The sequence below is a fragment of the Streptomyces sp. NPDC046197 genome, assembly GCF_040646295.1.
In the GTDB taxonomy this organism is placed as follows: Bacteria; Actinomycetota; Actinomycetes; order Streptomycetales; family Streptomycetaceae; genus Streptomyces.
On sequence record NZ_JBEYZY010000015.1, the window covers coordinates 48,531 to 67,987 of the forward strand.

The 19,457-nt window shown below is 71.7% G+C and carries 18 protein-coding genes; 7 read left to right on the forward strand and 11 right to left on the reverse strand.

Annotated features, from left to right (window positions below; translation table 11 throughout):
• Window positions 1-24: 24 nt before the first annotated feature.
• The 4 genes from AB0A61_RS21835 to AB0A61_RS21850 all read left to right on the forward strand — a co-directional run bounded on the left by AB0A61_RS21835 (window position 25) and on the right by AB0A61_RS21850 (window position 5,847).
• Window positions 25-921, forward strand: a complete 897-nt coding sequence (locus AB0A61_RS21835; protein ID WP_361294860.1) for a 5-dehydro-4-deoxyglucarate dehydratase — start codon at window positions 25-27, stop codon at window positions 919-921.
• On the forward strand, window positions 918-2,207 hold the full coding sequence (locus AB0A61_RS21840) for a glucarate dehydratase family protein (protein ID WP_361294480.1): 1,290 nt from the start codon (window positions 918-920) through the stop codon (window positions 2,205-2,207). Before AB0A61_RS21835 ends, AB0A61_RS21840 begins: the two co-directional genes overlap by 4 nt.
• A gap of 200 nt (window positions 2,208-2,407) precedes the next feature.
• Window positions 2,408-3,508, forward strand: a complete 1,101-nt coding sequence (locus AB0A61_RS21845) for a PfkB family carbohydrate kinase (RefSeq protein WP_361294863.1) — start codon at window positions 2,408-2,410, stop codon at window positions 3,506-3,508.
• 251 nt (window positions 3,509-3,759) lie between these two features.
• Window positions 3,760-5,847 carry a glycoside hydrolase family 31 protein gene (locus AB0A61_RS21850; RefSeq protein ID WP_361294483.1) on the forward strand — a complete coding sequence of 696 codons (2,088 nt, stop codon included), beginning with the start codon at window positions 3,760-3,762 and terminating at the stop codon, window positions 5,845-5,847.
• Between the two features lie 111 nt (window positions 5,848-5,958).
• On the opposite strand, the gene era is transcribed toward AB0A61_RS21850, so the two are convergent.
• Window positions 5,959-6,909, reverse strand: coding sequence for a GTPase Era (era, locus tag AB0A61_RS21855; RefSeq protein ID WP_361294486.1), 951 nt, complete (start codon window positions 6,907-6,909; stop codon window positions 5,959-5,961).
• Window positions 6,910-7,090: 181 nt separating this feature from the next.
• Between era and AB0A61_RS21860 the strand changes: the two genes are divergently transcribed.
• Both AB0A61_RS21860 and AB0A61_RS21865 read left to right on the forward strand, forming a co-directional pair.
• Window positions 7,091-8,434: an ammonium transporter gene (locus AB0A61_RS21860; protein WP_361294866.1), complete on the forward strand. Its 1,344-nt coding sequence runs from the start codon at window positions 7,091-7,093 to the stop codon at window positions 8,432-8,434.
• Window positions 8,431-8,769: a P-II family nitrogen regulator gene (locus AB0A61_RS21865; RefSeq protein WP_361294489.1), complete on the forward strand. Its 339-nt coding sequence runs from the start codon at window positions 8,431-8,433 to the stop codon at window positions 8,767-8,769. Before AB0A61_RS21860 ends, AB0A61_RS21865 begins: the two co-directional genes overlap by 4 nt.
• 264 nt (window positions 8,770-9,033) lie before the next feature.
• On the opposite strand, the gene AB0A61_RS21870 is transcribed toward AB0A61_RS21865, so the two are convergent.
• Both AB0A61_RS21870 and AB0A61_RS21875 read right to left on the reverse strand, forming a co-directional pair.
• Window positions 9,034-9,387, reverse strand: a complete 354-nt coding sequence (locus AB0A61_RS21870; protein WP_361294492.1) for a cytidine deaminase — start codon at window positions 9,385-9,387, stop codon at window positions 9,034-9,036.
• Between the two features lie 37 nt (window positions 9,388-9,424).
• Window positions 9,425-10,300, reverse strand: coding sequence for a helix-turn-helix transcriptional regulator (locus tag AB0A61_RS21875; protein WP_361294495.1), 876 nt, complete (start codon window positions 10,298-10,300; stop codon window positions 9,425-9,427).
• A 90-nt stretch (window positions 10,301-10,390) separates the two neighbouring features.
• Between AB0A61_RS21875 and AB0A61_RS21880 the strand changes: the two genes are divergently transcribed.
• Window positions 10,391-11,860: an MFS transporter gene (locus AB0A61_RS21880; protein ID WP_361294498.1), complete on the forward strand. Its 1,470-nt coding sequence runs from the start codon at window positions 10,391-10,393 to the stop codon at window positions 11,858-11,860.
• On the opposite strand, the gene AB0A61_RS21885 is transcribed toward AB0A61_RS21880, so the two are convergent.
• From AB0A61_RS21885 to AB0A61_RS21920, 8 genes are all read right to left on the reverse strand, one after another.
• Complete coding sequence (locus AB0A61_RS21885) at window positions 11,822-12,181, reverse strand: MmcQ/YjbR family DNA-binding protein (RefSeq protein ID WP_361294501.1); 360 nt, start codon at window positions 12,179-12,181, stop codon at window positions 11,822-11,824. The genes AB0A61_RS21880 and AB0A61_RS21885 overlap by 39 nt on opposite strands.
• Entirely contained in the window at window positions 12,178-13,491 is a 1,314-nt protein-coding gene (locus AB0A61_RS21890; protein WP_361294504.1) for a hemolysin family protein, read from the reverse strand. The genes AB0A61_RS21885 and AB0A61_RS21890 overlap by 4 nt, the downstream gene beginning before the upstream one ends.
• A gap of 9 nt (window positions 13,492-13,500) precedes the next feature.
• A complete protein-coding gene (ybeY, locus tag AB0A61_RS21895; protein WP_361294507.1) occupies window positions 13,501-13,998 on the reverse strand; it encodes an rRNA maturation RNase YbeY in 498 nt (165 codons plus the stop codon).
• A 12-nt stretch (window positions 13,999-14,010) separates the two neighbouring features.
• A complete protein-coding gene (locus tag AB0A61_RS21900; protein ID WP_361294510.1) occupies window positions 14,011-15,075 on the reverse strand; it encodes a PhoH family protein in 1,065 nt (354 codons plus the stop codon).
• 187 nt (window positions 15,076-15,262) lie between these two features.
• The gene (locus AB0A61_RS21905; RefSeq protein WP_361294513.1) at window positions 15,263-16,528 is read right to left on the reverse strand and encodes an MFS transporter; all 1,266 of its coding nucleotides are present in this window, start codon (window positions 16,526-16,528) and stop codon (window positions 15,263-15,265) included.
• A complete protein-coding gene (locus AB0A61_RS21910) occupies window positions 16,525-17,850 on the reverse strand; it encodes a GH1 family beta-glucosidase (protein WP_361294516.1) in 1,326 nt (441 codons plus the stop codon). The genes AB0A61_RS21905 and AB0A61_RS21910 overlap by 4 nt, the downstream gene beginning before the upstream one ends.
• An 89-nt stretch (window positions 17,851-17,939) precedes the next feature.
• The gene (locus AB0A61_RS21915; protein ID WP_361294518.1) at window positions 17,940-18,206 is read right to left on the reverse strand and encodes a protealysin inhibitor emfourin; all 267 of its coding nucleotides are present in this window, start codon (window positions 18,204-18,206) and stop codon (window positions 17,940-17,942) included.
• A gap of 22 nt (window positions 18,207-18,228) precedes the next feature.
• Entirely contained in the window at window positions 18,229-19,299 is a 1,071-nt protein-coding gene (locus AB0A61_RS21920) for a M4 family metallopeptidase (RefSeq protein ID WP_361294521.1), read from the reverse strand.
• Between the last annotated feature and the right edge of the window lie 158 nt (window positions 19,300-19,457).

Consider the following 19,457-nt stretch of genomic DNA (forward strand, 5'->3'; position numbering starts at 1 on the left):
GTCGCGCGGCGGCTGCGGGACGGCATGGCGGGCGGTGTGCTCTCCTTCCCCCTGACCGCCTTCCACGCCGACGGCTCCCTCGACGCCGACGGCCTGCGCACGCACCTCGCGGCCCAGGTCGCCACCGCCCCCGGTGCGGTCTTCCCGGCCTGCGGCACGGGCGAGTTCTTCTCCCTGGACGAGGACGAGTACCGCCGGGTCGTCTCGATCACCGTCGAGGAGGCGGCGGGCCGGGTTCCGGTGGTGGCCGGCGTCGGGTACGGCTGGGCGCAGGCCGTCCGGTTCGCCCGCATCGCCGAGCAAGCCGGTGCGGACGCCCTGCTCGTCCTGCCGCACTACCTGGTCGCGGCCCCGCAGAACGGTCTGGTGGCCCAGCTGGAGCAGCTCGCCGCCCGCACCCGGCTGCCGCTCGTCGCCTACCAGCGCGGCCAGGTCGCCTTCGGCGCCGAGGCCTTCCGGCGCATCACCAGCATCCCCGGCGTCATCGGCCTGAAGGACGGCCACAGCGACCTCGACCGGCTCCAGCGACTCACCCTCTGCGCCCCCGAGGGCTTCCTGTTCTTCAACGGCGCCGCCACCGCGGAGATCCAGGCCCGCGCCTACGCCGCCGTCGGCGTCCCGGCCTACTCCTCGGCCGTCCACGCCTTCGCCCCCGAGATCGCGGGCGCCTTCTTCGCGGCGCTGCGGTGCGGCGACCACGACACGGCCGACACGCTGCTGCGGGACTTCTACGGGCCCTTCGCAGAACTGCGCGACCGGGCGCCGGGATACGCCGTGTCGCTGGTCAAGGCGGCGGCCCGGCTGCGCGGTCGCCCCGTCGGTCCCGTGCGCGCCCCGCTGACCGACCCCTCGCCCGCCGACCTGGCCGACCTGGAGAACCTGCTGACCGCCGGACTCGACCTGGTGGGAGCCGCCCTGTGACCCGCGACCTGACCGTCACCGAGGTGCGGCTGACGCCCGTCCTGGTCGCCGACCCGCCGCTGCTGAACACCCAGGGCGTCCACCAGCCCTACACGCCCCGGCTGATCGTGGAGGTCGTGACGGCGGGCGGGACCACGGGCGTGGGCGAGACCTACGGCGACACCAGGTACCTGGAACTGGCCCGCCCGCTCGCCGACCTGCTGATCGGCCGTCAGGTCACCGACGTCAACGCCCTGCCGGGGCTCGACCTGGCGGTCGACCCCGCCCGGGTGGACGGCGCCGTGGACGGCGGCGGACTGCGCGGCGTGCAGAGCGCCGACAAGCTGCGCCTGTCGGTCGTCTCCGGCTTCGAGGTCGCCTGCCTGGACGCCCTGGGCAAGGCGCTCGGCCTGCCCGTGCACGCGCTGCTCGGCGGGAAGGTGCGCGACGCGGTCGAGTACAGCGCGTACCTGTTCTACAAGCGGGCATGCCATCCCGAGGGGATGCCGAGCGCGCCGGACGACTGGGGCGCCGCGCTCGACCCGGCCGGCGTCGTCGAACAGGCGCGCAGGTTCAAGGAGCGGTACGGCTTCACGTCCTTCAAGCTCAAGGGCGGGGTGTTCCCGCCGAAGGAGGAGATCGCCGCCGTACGGGCCCTCGCGCAGGCGTTCCCCGGGCATCCGCTGCGGCTGGACCCCAACGGCGCCTGGTCGGTTCGGACATCGGTGCGTGTGGCGCGCGAGCTGGGCGACGTCCTGGAGTATCTGGAGGACCCCGCGCTGGGCACGCCCGCCATGGCCCAGGTGGCGGCGCGGACCGGCGTGCCACTGGCCACCAACATGTGCGTGACGACCTTTCCCGAGATCCGGGAGGCGTTCACCGAGGACGCCGTGCAGGTGGTGCTCTGCGACCACCACTACTGGGGCGGCCTGCGCAACACCCAGCACCTGGCCGCCGTCTGCCGCACCTTCGGCGTCGGCGTGTCCATGCACTCCAACACCCATCTGGGAATCAGCCTCGCCGCCATGACCCACGTGGCGGCCACCGTGCCCGACCTCCACCACGCCTGCGACACGCACTACCCCTGGCAGTCCGAGGACGTCCTGACCGAACGCCTCGCCTTCGACGCCGGCCGGGTCGCCGTTTCGGACGCGCCCGGCCTCGGCATCGAACTCGACCGGGACCGGCTGGCCCTCCTGCACCGCCGGTGGGCCGAGGACGACGGCCGGTTCCGCGACCGCGACGACGCGGCCGCGATGCGCGTCACCGATCCGGAGTGGCAGGTACCGGTGATGCCCCGCTGGTAGGCGCTGCGCGCGGCCCGGCGGGCGTGAGGGCGCGCGCCCCCGCCAGATGTGACCGCGCGCGCCCGGCCGGTGCTGCCGGGGCTTCGGCGTGACCGTCGCCGTCCCCTGGGCGATCTGGTGCACACTGGGCTGATCCGCACCACGTCAGGGAGCGCACCGTGACCGCGTCCAACGCGTCCGCCGGAGAGGGACCGGAGTACATCCTCGGAGCACCGCACGGCCATGCCCAGGTCGATCCGCTGGCCGCCCTGCGCACGCCGCACGACCCCCGGTGCGACGTCTACCTGACGGGCACCGTCTTCCTGGACATCATCTTCACCGGGCTGGACTCCGCCCCGGTGCGCGGCACCGAGTCCTGGGCGCGGGGGATGGGGTCCAGCCCCGGCGGCGTGGCGAACATGGCGACCGCGCTGGCCCGCCTCGGCCTCAGGACGTCGCTGGCCGCGGCCTTCGGCGACGACCACTACGGCGACTACTGCTGGGACGCGCTGGAACAGGGCGAGGCCATCGACCTGTCACCGTCCCGCACCGTGCCCGGCTGGCACTCGCCGGTCACCGTCTCGATGGCGTACGAGGGAGAGCGCACGATGGTCTCCCACGGACACGAGCCGCCCCCCGAAGTACCCGCACCCGACTGCCCGCCCCGAGCCCGGGCCGCCGTCGCCTCGCTGACCCCCGGCAAGTCCGCCCCGTGGATCGCCGAGGCCGCGGGCCACGGCACGCGCATCTTCGCGGACGTCGGCTGGGACGACACCGGCACCTGGGACCTGGCGGCCCTCGCCGACCTGGAGCACTGCGAGGCGTTCCTGCCCAACGCCGAGGAGGCGATGCGCTACACGGGCACCGACTGCCCGCGCACCGCCGCCCACGCGCTCACCGAGTACGTGCCGCTCGCGGTCGTCACCCTCGGCGCGGACGGCGCCTACGCGGTCGACCGGCGCACCGGCGAGAACGCCGAGGTCCCCGCGATCGCGGTGGAGGCGCTCGACCCCACCGGCGCGGGAGACGTCTTCGTCGCCGGCTTCGTCACCGGCACCCTGGCCGACTGGCCGCTGGCCGACCGCCTCGCCTTCGCCGGTCTCACCGCCGCCCTGTCCGTGCAGGAGTTCGGCGGCTCACTGTCGGCCCCCGGCTGGTCCGAGATCGCGGCCTGGTGGCACCGGGTGCAGTCGGTGGACGGCCAGGAACCGGCCGCCCTGCGGCGGTACGCCTTCCTGGACGACCTGGTGCCGGAGGCGAGCGCCGAGCCGTGGCCGCGGCGCAGGGCCGTGCCCACGATCGGGTTCGGCCGTTCGGCGTGAGCGACCGCGAATTTCCGTCCCGGGCCCCGTCCATACGCCTGTCCGCAAACTGTCCGCGGTGCACTGATCGTTGACCCCTGCCCGCACATCCCGGCGACCGACCCGGGCGACCGACCTCAGCGATGTCTCCAACCGGAGCCCGCCATTGACAGGTGACTTTTGCTGCTCAATTATCGGCGGAATCAAGCACGATTTTGCACGGGCTCCTGCACCATCTGACCCATGACTCCCTCCGTCGAAGGACATGCGTCGTGCGCAGACCATCACGCGGACCCAAAGTGCTTCTCGCCGCCCTCTCCCTGACCCTCGCTCTCCCCGTAGGCCTCACCGCGCGGCAACAGGCGCAGGCCGCCGCCACCTCCCGCGTCCCCCGGGTCACCCCGGCCGCCGACGGCCTCACCCTGACCGTCCCGCCGAGCGGCAACGCCCCCGGCTACGACCTGAAGGTGACGACGGGTCAACTCGCCCTCACCACGCGCCGTTCGGGCACCACCGTCCTCGCCACCGCGGGCGGCAGCACCGGCGCCCTGCGCTTCCGCGCCGGTGGAAGCCGGCAGCACGCCACCAGGGTCACCGGCTGGACCTGGGAGCACGGCGTACTGAGCCTCACCGCCGACACGACCGCCCCCGGTGCCACCGTCGAGGCCCGCGTGACGCCCTCCGCAGACCGCTACCAGCTCGACTGGCGGGTCCGGGGCGCCGCCCCCGACCGGCTCGGCCTCGCGTACGACCTGAAGTCCGCCGGGCACTGGTACGGGCACGGCGAGGCCCAGACCGCCAAGGGCGGCCCCGCCACCGACCAGCCCTGGCCGCTCGACAGCGGCGAGGTCGTGCACCCGTCCTTCGGCCCGGCGTCCTACTACATGATCGACCCCTTCTGGTACACATCGAGCGCGACCGGGCTGCGCGTCGACACCGGGCACGTCATGGACGTGGCGATCAACCAGGGCAAGGACGGCCTCGGCCGCTTCGACATCGAGTCCGCGGAGCCCTACCGGGCCACCGTCTTCGTCGAGTCCACGCCCCTGGAGGTCTACCGCGACTACGTCGGCGTCGTGGGCAGGCCGGCCAAGAGCGACGCCACCTACGCGCAGTACGCCAAGCCGGTGTGGAACAGCTGGGCGCAGTTCTACACCCACGTCGACCAGGCCAAGCTCCTCGACTACGCGCAGGATCTCCATGACCACGGCGTCACCGGGCACGCCCTCCAGCTCGACGACAAGTGGGAGTCGAACTACGGGAACATGACCTTCGACGCGAAGGCCTACCCGGACCCCAAGGCCATGTCGAAGAAGATCCACGCCCTCGGCTTCGACTTCGGGCTCTGGGTGACCCTGTGGATCAATCTGGACTCCGACCAGTACGGGTACGCCGCCGACCACGGATACCTGCTCAAGGACGCGGCCGACCCCACCAAGCCGTGCAGGGTCACCTGGTGGAACGGCACCGCCGGGATCGTCGACCTCGGCAACCCGGACGCCAAGGCCTGGTACGTGAGCCGGCTCAAGGCCCTGATGAGCGCCTACGGCATCGACGGCCTGAAGTTCGACACCCGCTTCTTCGACGAGCGGTGCGCCCCGCACCCGGGCTACCGGCCCACCGACTACCAGCGGCTCGGTGCCGGGCTCGCCGACGAGTTCGACCTCCAGGGCGTCGGCATCCGGGTCCACTGGGACACCACCGCCCACCGGGCCGGGTTCGTCACCCGGCAGGTGGACAAGGGCACCGGCTGGAACTCGCTGCGCGCGTCCGTCACCCAGAACCTGGCGATCTCCACGATCGGCTACCCCTTCGTCACCACCGACATGATCGGCGGCTCCAGCGCCCAGCCGGCGCCGACCAAGCAGGTGCTGGTGCGCTGGGCCCAGTCCGCGGCGCTGATGCCGCTGATGTACTCCTCCACCTCGCCCGTCGACACCATCGACGCGCCGACCGGCAAGAAGGTCACCTACGACCAGGAGACCACCGACCTCTACCGCGCGGCGATCGCCCGGCACGAGCGGCTCGCGCCCTACATCTGGGACCAGGTGCAACAGACGCTGAAGACCGGCGACCCGATCATGCGGCCGCTGTTCTTCGACTTCCCGCAGGACCCGGCGGCCTACACCGTCACCGACGAGTGGATGCTGGGCCCGGCCGTGCTGGCGGCCCCGCAGCTCTCCGACGGCGCGACCCGGACCGTCCACCTGCCGCCGGGCACCTGGTACGACGTCCGCCACGGCACGCGCATCCGCGGCCCGAAGACCCTCACGGCCTACGCCACGCCCCTGGGCGTCACGCCCGTCTTCGTCGGACTCGGCGCCGACGGAGCCGCCAAGGCACTGCACGCCCTGCGCTGAAAAAGCCCCGCACCGCTCGCGTGGCCGACCACCGCACGGTCGGCCACACGGTCGGCCACACGAACGACGACCTCGCGACAGGCGGGCGGGTGCGCCGGCGGCCGGGCGGGGTCAGAAGCCGAGGCGCCGCAGCTGTTTCGGGTCGCGCTGCCAGTCCTTGGCCACCTTCACATGCAGGTCCAGGAAGACCGGCGTCCCCAGCAGCGCCTCGATGTGCTTGCGCGACTTGATGCCGACCTCCTTGAGCCGCTTGCCCTTCGGCCCGATGATGATGCCCTTCTGGCTGGGGCGTTCGATGAAAACGTTGGCGTGGATGTCGAGCAGCGGCCGGTCCGCCGGCCGGTCCTCGCGCGGCAGCATCTCCTCCACCACCACGGCGATCGAGTGCGGCAACTCGTCGCGCACCCCCTCCAGCGCCGCCTCCCGGATCAGCTCGGCGACCATCACCTGCTCGGGCTCGTCCGTCAGGTCACCCTCGGGATACAGCGCCGGCCCCTCGGGCAGCAGCGGGATCAGCAGGTCGGCCAGCAGATCCACCTGCTTGTTCGCGGTGGCCGACACCGGCACGATCTCCGCCCAGGTGATCCCCAGCTCCTTGCCCAGCTGGTCGATCGCGATCAGCTGCTCGGCCAGCGCCTTGGAATCCACCAGGTCCGTCTTGGTGACGATCGCGACCTTCGGCGTCTTCCTGATCCCGGCCAGCTCCTTGGCGATGAAGCGGTCGCCGGGGCCGATCTTCTGGTCGGCGGGCAGACAGAAGCCGATCACGTCCACCTCGGCCCACGTCGTCCGTACGACGTCGTTCAGCCGCTCGCCCAGCAGCGTCCGCGGCTTGTGCAGACCCGGTGTGTCCACCAGGATCAGCTGCGCGTCCGGGCGGTGCACGATGCCCCGCACCGTGTGCCGCGTCGTCTGCGGCCGGTTCGAGGTGATCGCCACCTTCTGCCCGACCAGAGCGTTCGTGAGAGTGGACTTGCCCGCGTTGGGGCGGCCCACCAAACAGGCGAAGCCGGCCCGGTGGACAGCCTCGGCGGGCTCGGATGACTGGGTACGAACGCTCATGGCGCCCATTCTCCCTGATCCACAACACCCCGCCGCACGCCGGACCCGCGCCCCCGCGCCGGTGAGGTCCCGGAAACCTCCACGCAACACGAAACGTCACGGAAACACACCCGTACGCAACAGGAAACGCGCGCCGGTGACGCTCTGACGAGCCCCGACACCGTTGGAGAGACACGTGACCCTGGCCGCGACCCTCCCCGAAGTCCTCGCCACCACCCGGACAGGAGGGACCCGCATCGACACCGGCGACACCGCCTGGCTGCTCGCCGCCACCGCCCTCGTGCTGCTGATGACCCCCGGCCTCGCCCTGTTCTACGGCGGCATGGTCCGCACCAAGAGCGTGCTCAACATGCTGATGATGAGCTTCGTGTCGATCGCCCTGGTCACGGTGGTGTGGCTGGCCGGCGGCTACTCCCTCGCCTTCGGTGGCGACACCTTCGCCGGACTCATCGGCGGCCTGCGGCAGGCCGGCATGGCAGGCCTCGGCCCGGACAGCGTGCACGGAACCGTGCCCACCCTGCTCTTCGCCACCTTCCAGCTCACCTTCGCGATCATCACGGCCGCGCTGATCAGCGGCGCGATCGCGGACCGCGCGAGGTTCGGGGCATGGCTGGTCTTCGTGCCCGTCTGGGCGCTGCTGGTATACGTTCCCGTCACCCACTGGGTGTGGGGCCCGGGTGGCTGGATCGTGGACCGGCTGGGGGCGCTCGACTTCGCGGGCGGCCTGCCGGTGGAGATCACCTCCGGCGCCTCGGGACTGGCGCTGTGCCTGGTCCTCGGCCCGCGCCTGGGCTTCAAGAAGGACGCGATGCGGCCGCACAACCTGCCGATGGTGGTGCTGGGCGCCGGTCTGCTCTGGTTCGGCTGGTTCGGCTTCAACGCGGGCTCGGCGCTCGGCGCCAGCGGCCTCGCGGCGGCCGCCTTCCTCAACACCCTGGCCGCCGGCTGCACCGGTCTGCTCGGCTGGCTCTTCGTGGAACAGCGGCGCGACGGCCACCCGACGACGCTGGGCGCCGCGTCCGGCGCGGTCGCCGGCCTGGTCGCGATCACCCCCTCCTGCGGCACCGTCTCCCTGCTCGGCGCGCTGGTCGTCGGCCTCGCCGCCGGTGTCGTCTGCTCGTACGCGGTGAGCTGGAAGTTCCGGCTGAACTACGACGACTCCCTCGACGTCGTCGGCGTTCACCTGGTCGGCGGCGTCATCGGCACCCTGCTCATCGGCCTGTTCGCGGTGAAGGCGATGACCGGCGGGACCGAGGGCCTGCTGTACGGCGGCGGGCTCGCCCCGCTGGGCAAGCAGCTGGTGGCCGTGGTGGTCGTGGCGCTGTACGCCTTCACCGTGACCTACGGCATCGGCAGGCTGCTCGAGCGGACGATGGGCTTCCGGGCGAGCGAGGAACAGGAGCACACCGGCCTGGACCTTACGGTGCACGCCGAGACCGCCTACGATCACGGGGTCCTGGGGCACGGCGCCCCGGTCGGCTCCTCCCTCGTCTCTCCCGCTCAGAAGGTCAAGACCCAGGCATGAAGCTCATCACCGCGATCGTCAAGCCGTACCGACTCGACGAGGTCAAGACCGCGCTCCAGGCGCTCGGTGTGCACGGTCTGACCGTGACCGAGGCGAGCGGCTACGGCCGCCAGCGCGGCCACACCGAGGTGTACCGGGGCGCCGAGTACCGCGTCGACCTCGTGCCCAAGGTCCGGATCGAGGTGGTCGTCGAGGACGCCGACGCGGACGCCGTCATCGACGCGATCGTACGGGCCGCGCAGACCGGGAAGATCGGCGACGGCAAGGTGTGGGCGGTGCCCGTCGAGACGGTCGTACGGGTCCGGACGGGCGAACGGGGCCCGGACGCGCTGTAGGGGGTGTCGTTTGGATCACCGCGGGTCCGCGACGCCTGGCACGGCACCTCGCCGCGTCGTCGCATCACCCGAGTACGCCCGGTACGCGGGTCATGCTCCGCCTTGCGATGCACCGCACCATGCGCCGCGACCTGATCCGCGCTGATCCAAACGACACCCCCTGGCCACCGGCTGCACGCACCGGCTCCGGCGTCAGTGCGCCCGGCGACCGAGGGCGAGGCGGTTCGGGCCGACGGGGGCCTGGGGGCCGGGCCCCCAGGGACCTCAGCCCGCCGAAAGGGTCAGCTTCACGGCACCGTCCGGCCCGACCAGCAGTACCGGCGTCTTCGGCCCGCCCAGGTCCCCGACGGCCGCCAGGTCCTCCTGCGGCAGCCCCTCCGCCTCGCTGACCACGGCCGCGGCCTCCAGCGACTTCGCGCCGGACGCGACCGCCATCGCCACCGCCGTCTGCAGGGCGCTCAGCTTGAGCGACGCCAGGTGGACCGACCCGGCCGCGTACGTCCGGCCGGTCTCGTCGCGCACCGCCGCACCTTCCGGAACACCGTTGCGGGCCCGCACCGAACGGGCCAGGGTGACGATCTTGCGGTCCTCGGGATCGAGCGCGTTGCTGTCGGTCATGCCCCGAGCATACGTAGCCGCAGCGGGAGCCGTCCGGTCACCCCGCCACCGGGTACATCGCGCCGCGCCGCCCTTCCGGCGAGGCCAGCCACTCCAGCTTGGCCGCGGTGTTCGCCTCGTCCAGCGGCGTGTGCAGCACGATCGTCAGATCGGGCCGGGCCGGCACCTTCATGGCGGTGGACTCCACGCACAGCAACCCGACCAGCGGATGGTCGAGTTCCTTGCGGATCTGTCCGGCGTCCTCGATGTCCCGTTCCTCCCACAGCGCCGTGAACTCCTCCCCGGCGTCCTGCAGTTCGGCCAGCACGGCCTGGAAGCCCTCGTCGTCGGGGCGGGCCGAGCACGCGGCCCGGAACTGCGCCACCACCGTGCGGGCGTTGCGCTCCCAGCTCTTGGCGCGGGAGCGGTACAGCGGGTCGGTGAAGAAGTCGACCAGGCAGTTCTGCGTGGTACCGGGACGCATGCCGAGGACGATCGCGGCCGCGTCGTTGTACATCACGCAGTTGTAGTACATGTCCATGATGTGGGCCGGATACGGCATCCACGTGTCGATCAGCCGGCGCAGCCCGTCGCACATCTCCCGTTTGTCGGGCGCCACTTCGGGCGCGGGCGGGTTCAGCCCGGCGAGGACGTACAGGTGGCGCCGCTCGGCGTTGCTGAGCTTCAGCACGCGGGCCACGGAGTCGAGGACCTGGGGCGAGACGGAGATGTCCCGGCCCTGCTCCAGCCACTGGTACCAGGACACGCCCACCCCGGCGAGCACGGCGACCTCCTCGCGGCGCAGCCCCGGCGTACGGCGCCTCGGGCCCCCCTCCGGCAGTCCGGCCTCGGCCGGTGTCACCCGGGCCCTGCGGCTCATCAGGAACTCGCGCAGTTCGCGCAGCCGACGGCTTTTGAGAGCGTCCTCGGGCACGTCCAGATCCCCCTCGTACTGTCTGGTGGTGGCACCACCACCATAAGTTGCGACTCCCCACGGATGTTCCGCTCGCCCGAGGCTCTTGCCATGGCGATCGACACCCCAAGCTCCACCTCCACCACCACCTCCACCGCCCCCGAACGGGTCCCGCTCGACAACCCCCGGCTGTCGACGCGCGACAAACTCGTCCTCTTCGTGCTGTGCGCGGCCCAGTTCATGGTCGCGCTGGACTTCTCCGTCCTGAACGTGGCCCTGCCCGACCTCGGCGCGGACCTCGGCATGACCAGGTCGGCCCTGCAATGGGCGGTGACGGCCTTCGCGTTGCCCTCCGGCGGCTTCCTGCTGCTCTTCGGCCGCATCGGCGACCTGTACGGCCGCCGCAAGCTGTTCCTCACCGGCCTGACGCTCTTCGGGGCGGCCTCCCTGCTGTCGGCCCTGGCCTGGGACCCGGCGTCCTTCCTGGCCGGCCGGGCCCTGCAGGGCCTGGGCGCCGCCGCCATCGTCCCCACCGGCATGTCCCTGCTCACCACCACCTTTCCGGAGGGCCCGGCCCGCGACCGCGCCCTCGGCATCTCCGGCACGCTGCTCTCGCTCGGCTTCACCGTCGGCATGGTCGCGGGCGGCGTCCTCACCGACGCGCTGAGCTGGCGCTCCACCATGGGCCTGCTCGCCCTCTTCGCGGTGATCGTGCTGCCCCTCGCCCCCGGCCTGCTGCAGGAGTCGCGCACCCCCGACCGCCCGCGCCTGGACGTCCCCGGCGCGGTCACCGTCACCGGCGGTCTGCTGTCCCTGATCTACGCCCTGTCCACGGCCGCCGACCGCGGCTTCGCCGGTGCGGACGTCGTCGTGGCGCTGGTGGCGGGTGTCGTGCTGCTCCCCGCCTTCGCGGTGGTCGAGTCCCGCGCGCAGGCTCCCCTGGTCTCGCTGCCCATGCTGCGGCGCCGCACGGTGGCCTGGGGCAACCTGGGCGGTCTGGTCACCTTCTCGATGATGTCGACCGTCATCTTCGTCCTGACCCTCTACCTGCAGGAGATCCTGCACCTGTCGGCCTTCGAGACCGGCCTCGTCTTCGGCGTCCAGGGCGTCCTGTCGGCGCTGGCGGGCTCCCTCGCCGCGAAGGTCATCGGCCGCTTCGGCGCCCGCCGCACGCTGGTCGCCTCACTCGCCGGCCAGGGGACCCTCATCGCGGCACTGCTCGCACTGAACACGCACACCTGGTCGGTCTGGCTCGCCACGGCCGCTGTCTCGCTGGCCAGCATGTGCCATCTGGGCGCGATCATCTCCTACGGCCTGACGGTCACCTCCGGCGTCCCCGACGAGGAACAGGGCCTGGCCACCGGCCTGGTCACCTCCACCCAGCAGGTCGGCATCACCGTCGGGATCCCACTCCTCGGCGTCCTGGCCACCACGTCGACGAACCTGCTGTCCGGCGTGCACACGGTCATGGCCCTCGACGCGCTGATCGTCCTGGCGGCCGCCGTGCTGGTCGGGCTCGGACTGAGGCGCCCGCGCCGGGGCTCAGGGGCGGTCGAGGCGGAGCCGCTCGGCGCGCGGTAGACCGGCCACCACCAGGTCGTACGAGTCCTCGACGAGCTCCCGGACCAGGCGGTCCGGGAGCTCGTCGTCGACGGTGACCGTGTTCCAGTGGCGTTTGTTCATGTGCCAGCCCGGGACGATCAGCCCCGGATACCCGCCCCGGAGCCGGACGGCGTCCTCGGGGTCGCACTTCAGGTTGACCGTCAGGGGCCGCGTGCCCAGCGCGGACAGGGCGAAGAGCTTGCCGCGGACCTTGAAGACGGAGGTCTCCGGGTTGAACGGGAAGTCCTCCACAGCCGCGTTGAAGGACAGACAGAGGGCGCGCAGCTCCTGGGGTGTCACTCCGGCTTCTTCTCCTCGTCATCGGGCACCGGCCCGGCCGGGCCCACCGGCTCCACCAGCACCGTCACGATCTTGTTCCGGCGGCCGGCCGCGGCCTCCGCCGTCAGGCGCAGTTCCCGGCCGTCGGGAAGCTGCACGACCGAGGAGGCTCCGGCGATCGGCACCCGGCCCAGCGCCTTCGCGAGCAGCCCGCCGACCGTCTCGACGTCCTCGTCGTCGTACTCCTCCAGGCCGTACAGCTCGCCGAGGTCGGTGATGTCCAGGCGGGCGGTGACCCGGTGGCGGTTCTCGCCGAGGTCCTCCACGGGCGGCAGTTCCCGGTCGTACTCGTCGGTGATCTCGCCGACGATCTCCTCCAGGATGTCCTCGATGGTGACGATGCCGGCCGTGCCGCCGTACTCGTCGATGACGACGGCGACGTGGTTGCGCTCCTTCTGCATCTCCCGCAGCAGGTCGCCCGCGTTCTTGGTGTCCGGCACGAAGACGGCCGGACGCATCGCCGTGGACACCAGCTCGTTCTCCGCGTCCCGGCTGATGTGCGTCTTTCGGGCGAGGTCCTTCAGATACACGATCCCGACCACGTCGTCCTCGTTCTCACCGGTCACCGGGATCCGCGAGAAACCGGAGCGCAGGGCCAGGGTCAGGGCCTGGCGGATGGTCTTGGAGCGCTCGATCACCACCAGGTCGGTGCGCGGGACCATGACCTCGCGGACCAGCGTGTCGCCGAGCTCGAAGACCGAGTGCACCATGCGGCGCTCCTCGTCCTCGATCAGCGACTCCTGCTCGGCCAGGTCGACCAGCGCGCGCAGCTCCGCCTCGGAGGCGAAGGGACCGCGGCGGAAGCCCTTGCCGGGGGTGAGCGCATTGCCGATGAGGATCAGCAGGGACGGGATCGGGCCCATGATCCGGGCGAGCGGGAGCAGGACGTACGCCGCCGCGGTCGCCGTGTTCAGCGGGTGCTGGCGGCCGATGGTGCGCGGGGAGACCCCGACCGCCACGTACGACACCAGGACCATGACCGCGATGGCCACCACGAGGGCCTCGGCCGTGCTGGTGAACTCCTCCAGGCAGGCGTAGGTGACCAGCGCGGCCGCCGCCATCTCGCAGGTGACGCGGACCAGCAGTGCCACGTTGAGGTAGCGGGTCGGGTCGGCGGCGACCTGGGCGAGCCTGTCGCTGCCGCGGCGGCCGGACTTCACGGCCTCCTCGGCGCGGAAGCTGGAGACCCGCGCCAGGCCCGCCTCCGCACAGGCGGCGAGCCAGGCGACGACGACCAGGGCGATCGCGCCGACGACGATCTGCGGACTCATCGGACCCGCTTACGAGACCGTCGGGGCCGGGGACGGGCCGGTCATGCCCCGCTCCGCGCGCCAGCCGTCGACGATGGCGGCCTGCAGGCCGAACATCTCGGCCTTCTCGTCCGGTTCCTCGTGGTCGTAACCGAGCAGGTGCAGCACGCCGTGGACGGTGAGCAGCTGCAGCTCCTCGTCCATGGTGTGCTGCGTCGGGGCATCCGCGCCCTGCTTCGCGGCGACCTCGGGGCACAGCACGATGTCGCCGAGGAGGCCCTGCGGGGGCTCGTCGTCGTCCTTGGACGGCGGGCGCAGCTCGTCCATCGGGAAGGACATGACGTCCGTCGGCCCCGGCAGATCCATCCACTGGACGTGCAGCTGCTCCATGGCGTCGGCGTCCACGACGATCACCGAGAGTTCGGAGAGCGGGTGGATGCGCATCCGCGCGAGTGCGTAGCGGGCGATGTCGAGGATCGCCTGCTCGTCGACCTCGGTTCCGGACTCGTTGTTGACGTCGATCGACATGGTCGTGCTGGTCTACTTCCCCTTGTGCCCGTGGACGGCCTTGCCGCGGCCGCCCTTGTGGGTGCCGTTCTTGATGTCGTACCTCTCGTACGCGTCGACGATACGGCCCACCAGCTTGTGCCGTACGACGTCGTGGGACGACAGACGGGAGAAGTGGACGTCCTCGACGCCCTCCAGGATCTCCTGGACCTGGCGCAGACCGGACTTGGTGCCGTTCGGCAGGTCCACCTGGGTCACGTCACCCGTGATCACGATCTTCGAGTCGAAGCCGAGGCGGGTGAGGAACATCTTCATCTGCTCGGGGCTCGTGTTCTGGGCCTCGTCCAGGATGATGAAGGCGTCGTTGAGCGTACGGCCGCGCATGTACGCCAGCGGGGCGACCTCGATCGTGCCCGCGGCCATGAGCCTCGGGATCGAGTCGGGGTCGAGCATGTCGTGCAGCGCGTCGTAGAGCGGGCGCAGATACGGGTCGATCTTCTCGTACAGCGTGCCGGGCAGGAAGCCCAGGCGCTCTCCCGCCTCCACCGCCGGGCGGGTCAGGATGATGCGGTTGACCTGCTTGGACTGCAGGGCCTGCACCGCCTTGGCCATGGCGAGGTAGGTCTTGCCGGTACCTGCGGGACCGATGCCGAAGACGATCGTGTGCTTGTCGATCGCGTCGACGTACCGCTTCTGGTTGAGGGTCTTGGGGCGGATGGTCCGGCCCCGCGAGGACAGGATGTTCTGCGTCAGTACCTCGGCCGGGGTCTCCGGCCCGTCGCCCTCGCCGTTGTCGCTCGCCCGGAGCATGGCGATCGAGCGTTCCACTGCGTCCTCCGTCATCGGCTGCCCGGTGCGGAGCACCAGCATCATCTCTGCGAACAGGCGCTGGATCAGGGCGACCTCCACCGGATCGCCGACCGCGCTGATCTCGTTGCCCCGGACGTGGATGTCCACCCCCGGGAAGGCCGTCTCGATCACGCGCAGCAGGGAGTCGCCCGAACCCAGCACCATCACCATCGGGTGCTGGGCGGGGACGGTGATCTGTGTTCTCGCCTGCCCCTGCGCGGGGGTGTGAGCTGTGGGTGTCTGAGTCATGGGCCGGCGCTGAAGGCCTGCGGTTCCTCCTCGTCATGGCCGCACAGCTGAGGGCGGCCTCGCGATGTCCAGGGTACGACGCGGCAGTGACAAGGCCGAAGGGCTTTTCGTACCTCGGTGCCCAACTGCCCGGCCAAGGCGCACCGCCCGACGGAACCGGCCCCCTGGCGGGGATCTGGTCCGCCCGTCAGTCCACCCCGCGGATCCGGCCCACCAGCAGCGCCCCCGCCAGCCCGATCACCGCCGCCACCAGGTACAGCACCCGGTAGCCGCCCAGATACGTCACCAGCGGCGCGGCCAGCGCCGGGGCGGCCACCTGGGGCAGGGCGTTGGCCACGTTGATGACGCCGAGGTCCTTGCCCCGGTCCAGTGCCTTCGGCAGGACGTCCGTCATCAGCGCGAGGTCCACCGAGGTGAACACCCCGAACCCCACGCCCAGCACCGCGGCCGCCACGATCGCGCCCGGCCAGGTCTGCCGGCCCGACAGCGCCGCCGTCGCCACCGCCATCAGCACGCCCGACCAGACGACGAACGGCTTGCGGCGGCCCACCCGGTCCGACCACAGGCCGCCGGCCACCACCGTGGCCAGCAGCGTGACCCCGTTGACGGCCGTGAGGATCAGCACGCCCCGGTCGGGGTCGGGGTAGTGGAGGCGGTCGCGCAGGTAGTAGAGGAGGTAGAGCAGCACCAACGCGTTGCTGAGGTTGATCAGGAACCGGGTCAGCCAGGCCCAGCCCAGGTCGGGGTGGCGGCGCGGGCTGAGCCAGAAGCCCGCGAGGAAGCCGTGCCAGGACCACGCCGGACGGTCCGCCGCCGCCAGCCGCAGGTCCGCGTGGCCCACGACGTAGGGCAGCACGCCCAGCACCGTGAACACCGCGCAGGCCAGGTAGCCGGCCCGGGTCCCGCCGGCCGCCGTCGCCAGGCCCGTCCCGCCGACCACCCCGAGGATCTGCGCCGCCCCCAGCCAGCCGCCCACCGAGCCCCGCTGGCGCCGCGGCACCCGGTCCGGCACCGCCGCCGTCACCGCCGCGAACGCGGCGTTCAGGGTCAGCTGTGCCAGGCACCAGCCGGCCGCCATCGTCCCCACCCCGCCGGCGCCCGCGAGCAGCAGCAGCGACAGCGCCCCGCCGGCCGTCCCGGCCACGATCCAGGGGGTGCGGCGGCCCCACCGTGCCGTCGTACGGTCCGACAGCGCGCCGAAGAGCGGGTTCGCCACCAGGGACACCGCGGCGCCCGCGCCGGTGACCCAGGCCAGCATCGTCTCCTTCGACATGCCGGAGCCCGGCGCGAAGCCCTTGGCCTGGGAGGCGAGCAGGATCTGCAGCGGGCCGTACCAGCCCACCCAGATCGCCCCGTTGGCGAGCGCCAGCGCGGCCGTCCAGCCGCGGCCGACGCGTGCGACGGGCTCGGCGAGGGCGGCCGGCGGGGACGGCACCGCGTCGGCCGCCGTCATCTCTGTGCCCGCAGCACGTCCCGGAACCAGGCGTACGACGCCTTCGGTGTCCGCTGCTGCGTCGCATGGTCCACGTGGACCAGCCCGAACCGGCGCGCGTACCCCTCCGCCCACTCGAAGTTGTCCAGCAGCGACCAGACGAAGTAGCCGCGCACGTCCACGCCCGCCGCCACCGCCCGGTGCAGGGCGCGCAGGTGCCCGTCCAGGTAGGCGATGCGGTCCTGGTCGTCCAGCCCCTCGTAGGAGCAGCCGTTCTCGGTGATGACGACGGGCGGGAGCCGGTCGGCGTAGCGCCGCCGGAAGCCGGTGAGCAGTTCGGTCAGCCCCTCGGGCACCACGGGCCAGCCGAAGTCGGTCACCGGGCAGCCCTTGATCTGCCGCAGCGAGAAGGGGAGCCCGGCCGGGAGGGTCAGTCCGCCGAGTTCGATCTCGGTGCCGGTGGGGGCGCCCACCCTGACGGGGGCGTAGTAGTTGATGCCGTACCAGTCGAGCGGCTCGGCGATCACCTCGAGGTCGGCCTCGATGTCCGCGGGGCCGCCCGGCAGCAGTTCACCGATGCCCTCGGGGTAGTGCCCCAGCAGCAGCGGATCGCAGAACAGCCGGTTGAGCAGGACGTCGTAGAACTCGGCCGCCTCCACGTCGGCCGGTTCCCGGGAGGCCGGCCACGTCGGGCCGTGCGAGTTGGCGATGCCGATGTCCGCGGCCCCGGCCGCGCGCAGCGCCCGGACCGCCAGGCCGTGGGCCAGCAGCTGGTGGTGGGCGACCGGGAGGGCGTCGAAGAGGAGCCGCTCGCCGGGGGCGTGGATGCCGAGCGCATGGCCGAGCAGCGTGTGCTCGGCGGGTTCGTTGAGGGTGATCCACTTGGTGACCCGGTCGCCGAGGCGGCCGGCCACGGCCGACACGTACTCGGCGAACCGCGCCGCCGTGTCCCGCTCCCGCCAGCCGCCCCGCTCGTGCACGGCGAGCGGCAGGTCCCAGTGGAACAGCGTCGGCACCGGCCTGACGCCCACCGCGCACAGCTCGTCCACCAGACGGTCGTAGAAGCCGAGGCCGCCGGGGGAGTTCACCCGCGGCCAGGAGATCGAGAAGCGGTACGCGTCCACGCCGAGGCCGGCCAGGAGCGTCACGTCCTCGCGGTGACGGTGGTAGTGGTCGCAGGCCACCGCCGCGGTCGAGCCGTCCTTCACCCGGCCCGGCTCGGCCGTGAACGCGTCCCACACGGACGGCTCCCGCCGGTCCGCCGCGCCCTCGATCTGGTGGGCCGAGGTCGACACGCCCCACAGGAAGCCGGCCGGGAACTGAGGTATCGGGTTCGTCGCCATGCGCGGATCATCCGTACCGCCGGTAACAGAAGTCAACGCCCGGGCGCGAACCGGTAGTTACCCGGAAGCGGGGGATCCCCGGGGCGGGCTCACGCGCCCTCCTTCAGGACCCGGGAGACGAGCCTGCGCTGCTCGTCCGTCAGCCCGGGATCCGCCGCGTAGACGGTCCTGCCGTCCACGGTGATCTCGTAACCGAAACCGTCCGGCACCCCGATCGGCGGCGTGTCCTGACCCGCGGCCAGCGCCTGCCGGGCCAGGACCTGCCACTCGTGGGCATCGGGCCGCCCCGAGGTGTCCACCTCGGCGTGCCGCTCGATGCCCGCGAAGCCGCCCGTGCGCGTCACCTGAATACGCATGGGACCTATCTCTAGTACGGATCTACAGCGTGCGCACCCCCACCTGCTCCCAGGCCTTGCTCACCGCCTCCAGTTCCTCGCCGGCGCCGTAGCGCTCCCGGGCCGCCGCGACGGTGAGCGTGGCGAAGTCCGTGAACAGCGCGTCCTGCTTCAGCCGGCCGCCGGTGAGCACGTCGTACCAGACCTGCCCGGCCTTCTCCCAGGCGTGGCCGCCGAGGGCGGTGGCCACCAGGTAGAAGGCGTGGTTGGGGATGCCGGAGTTGATGTGAACACCGCCGTTGTCGCGGCCGGTGCGCACGAAGTCGTCCATCGTCGCCGGCTGCGGGTCCTTGCCGAGGACGTCGTCGTCGTACGCCGTGCCCGGTGCCTTCATCGAGCGCAGCGCCTTGCCCGTCACCCGCGGGGCCAGCAGCCCGGCGCCGATCAGCCAGTCGGCCTCGGCGGCGGTCTGCCCGAGCGAGTACTGCTTGATCAGCGAGCCGAAGACGTCGGAGATCGACTCGTTGAGGGCGCCGGACTGGCCGAAGTAGGTCAGGTTGGCGCTGTACTGGGTGACGCCGTGGGTCAGCTCGTGGCCGATGACGTCGATCGGGATGGTGAAGTCGAGGAAGATCTCGCCGTCGCCGTCGCCGAACACCATCTGCTGGCCGTTCCAGAAGGCGTTGTTGTACTGCTGGTCGTAGTGGATGCTGGCGTCCAGCGGCAGGCCGTTGCCGTCGATCGAGTCGCGTTCGTAGGCCTTCAGGTACAGCTCGAAGGTGGCGCCGAGGCCGTCGTAGGCGCGGTTGACCGTCGCGTCGCTGTTGTCCTTGTCCCCCTCGTTGCGGACCTTGCTGCCGGGCAGGTCCGTGCCGTGCCGGGCGTCGTAGATCGTGCGGTGCGGCTTTCCTGGCTCGGCCGCCGCGGGCGGGGCGACGGACGGTGCGCCGATGACCGTGGTCAGGCGGCGGTGGGTGCGCTCGTAGGCGTCGCGCTCCAGGGTGCGGCGGGCGGGATGGGCGAGCGCCGGGTCCTCCTGCCGCGCGAGGCGGTCCAGGACATGGGGCGGCACGATGGTGCAGAAGACGGGCTCGAAGCCCCCGTTGGTCGTCATGGACGCACCATTGCACTGTGTTATTTCGCTGTCACTACGGGCAACCATGATTGGTGAAATATCGGGGCAAGTGGACCATTGACCTCCGGTGAAGTGGTAGGAGGGTCCCGCAGAGTGATATGGCGCACTCTTTGTCCCGGCTGCACCTGTTTTCTCCT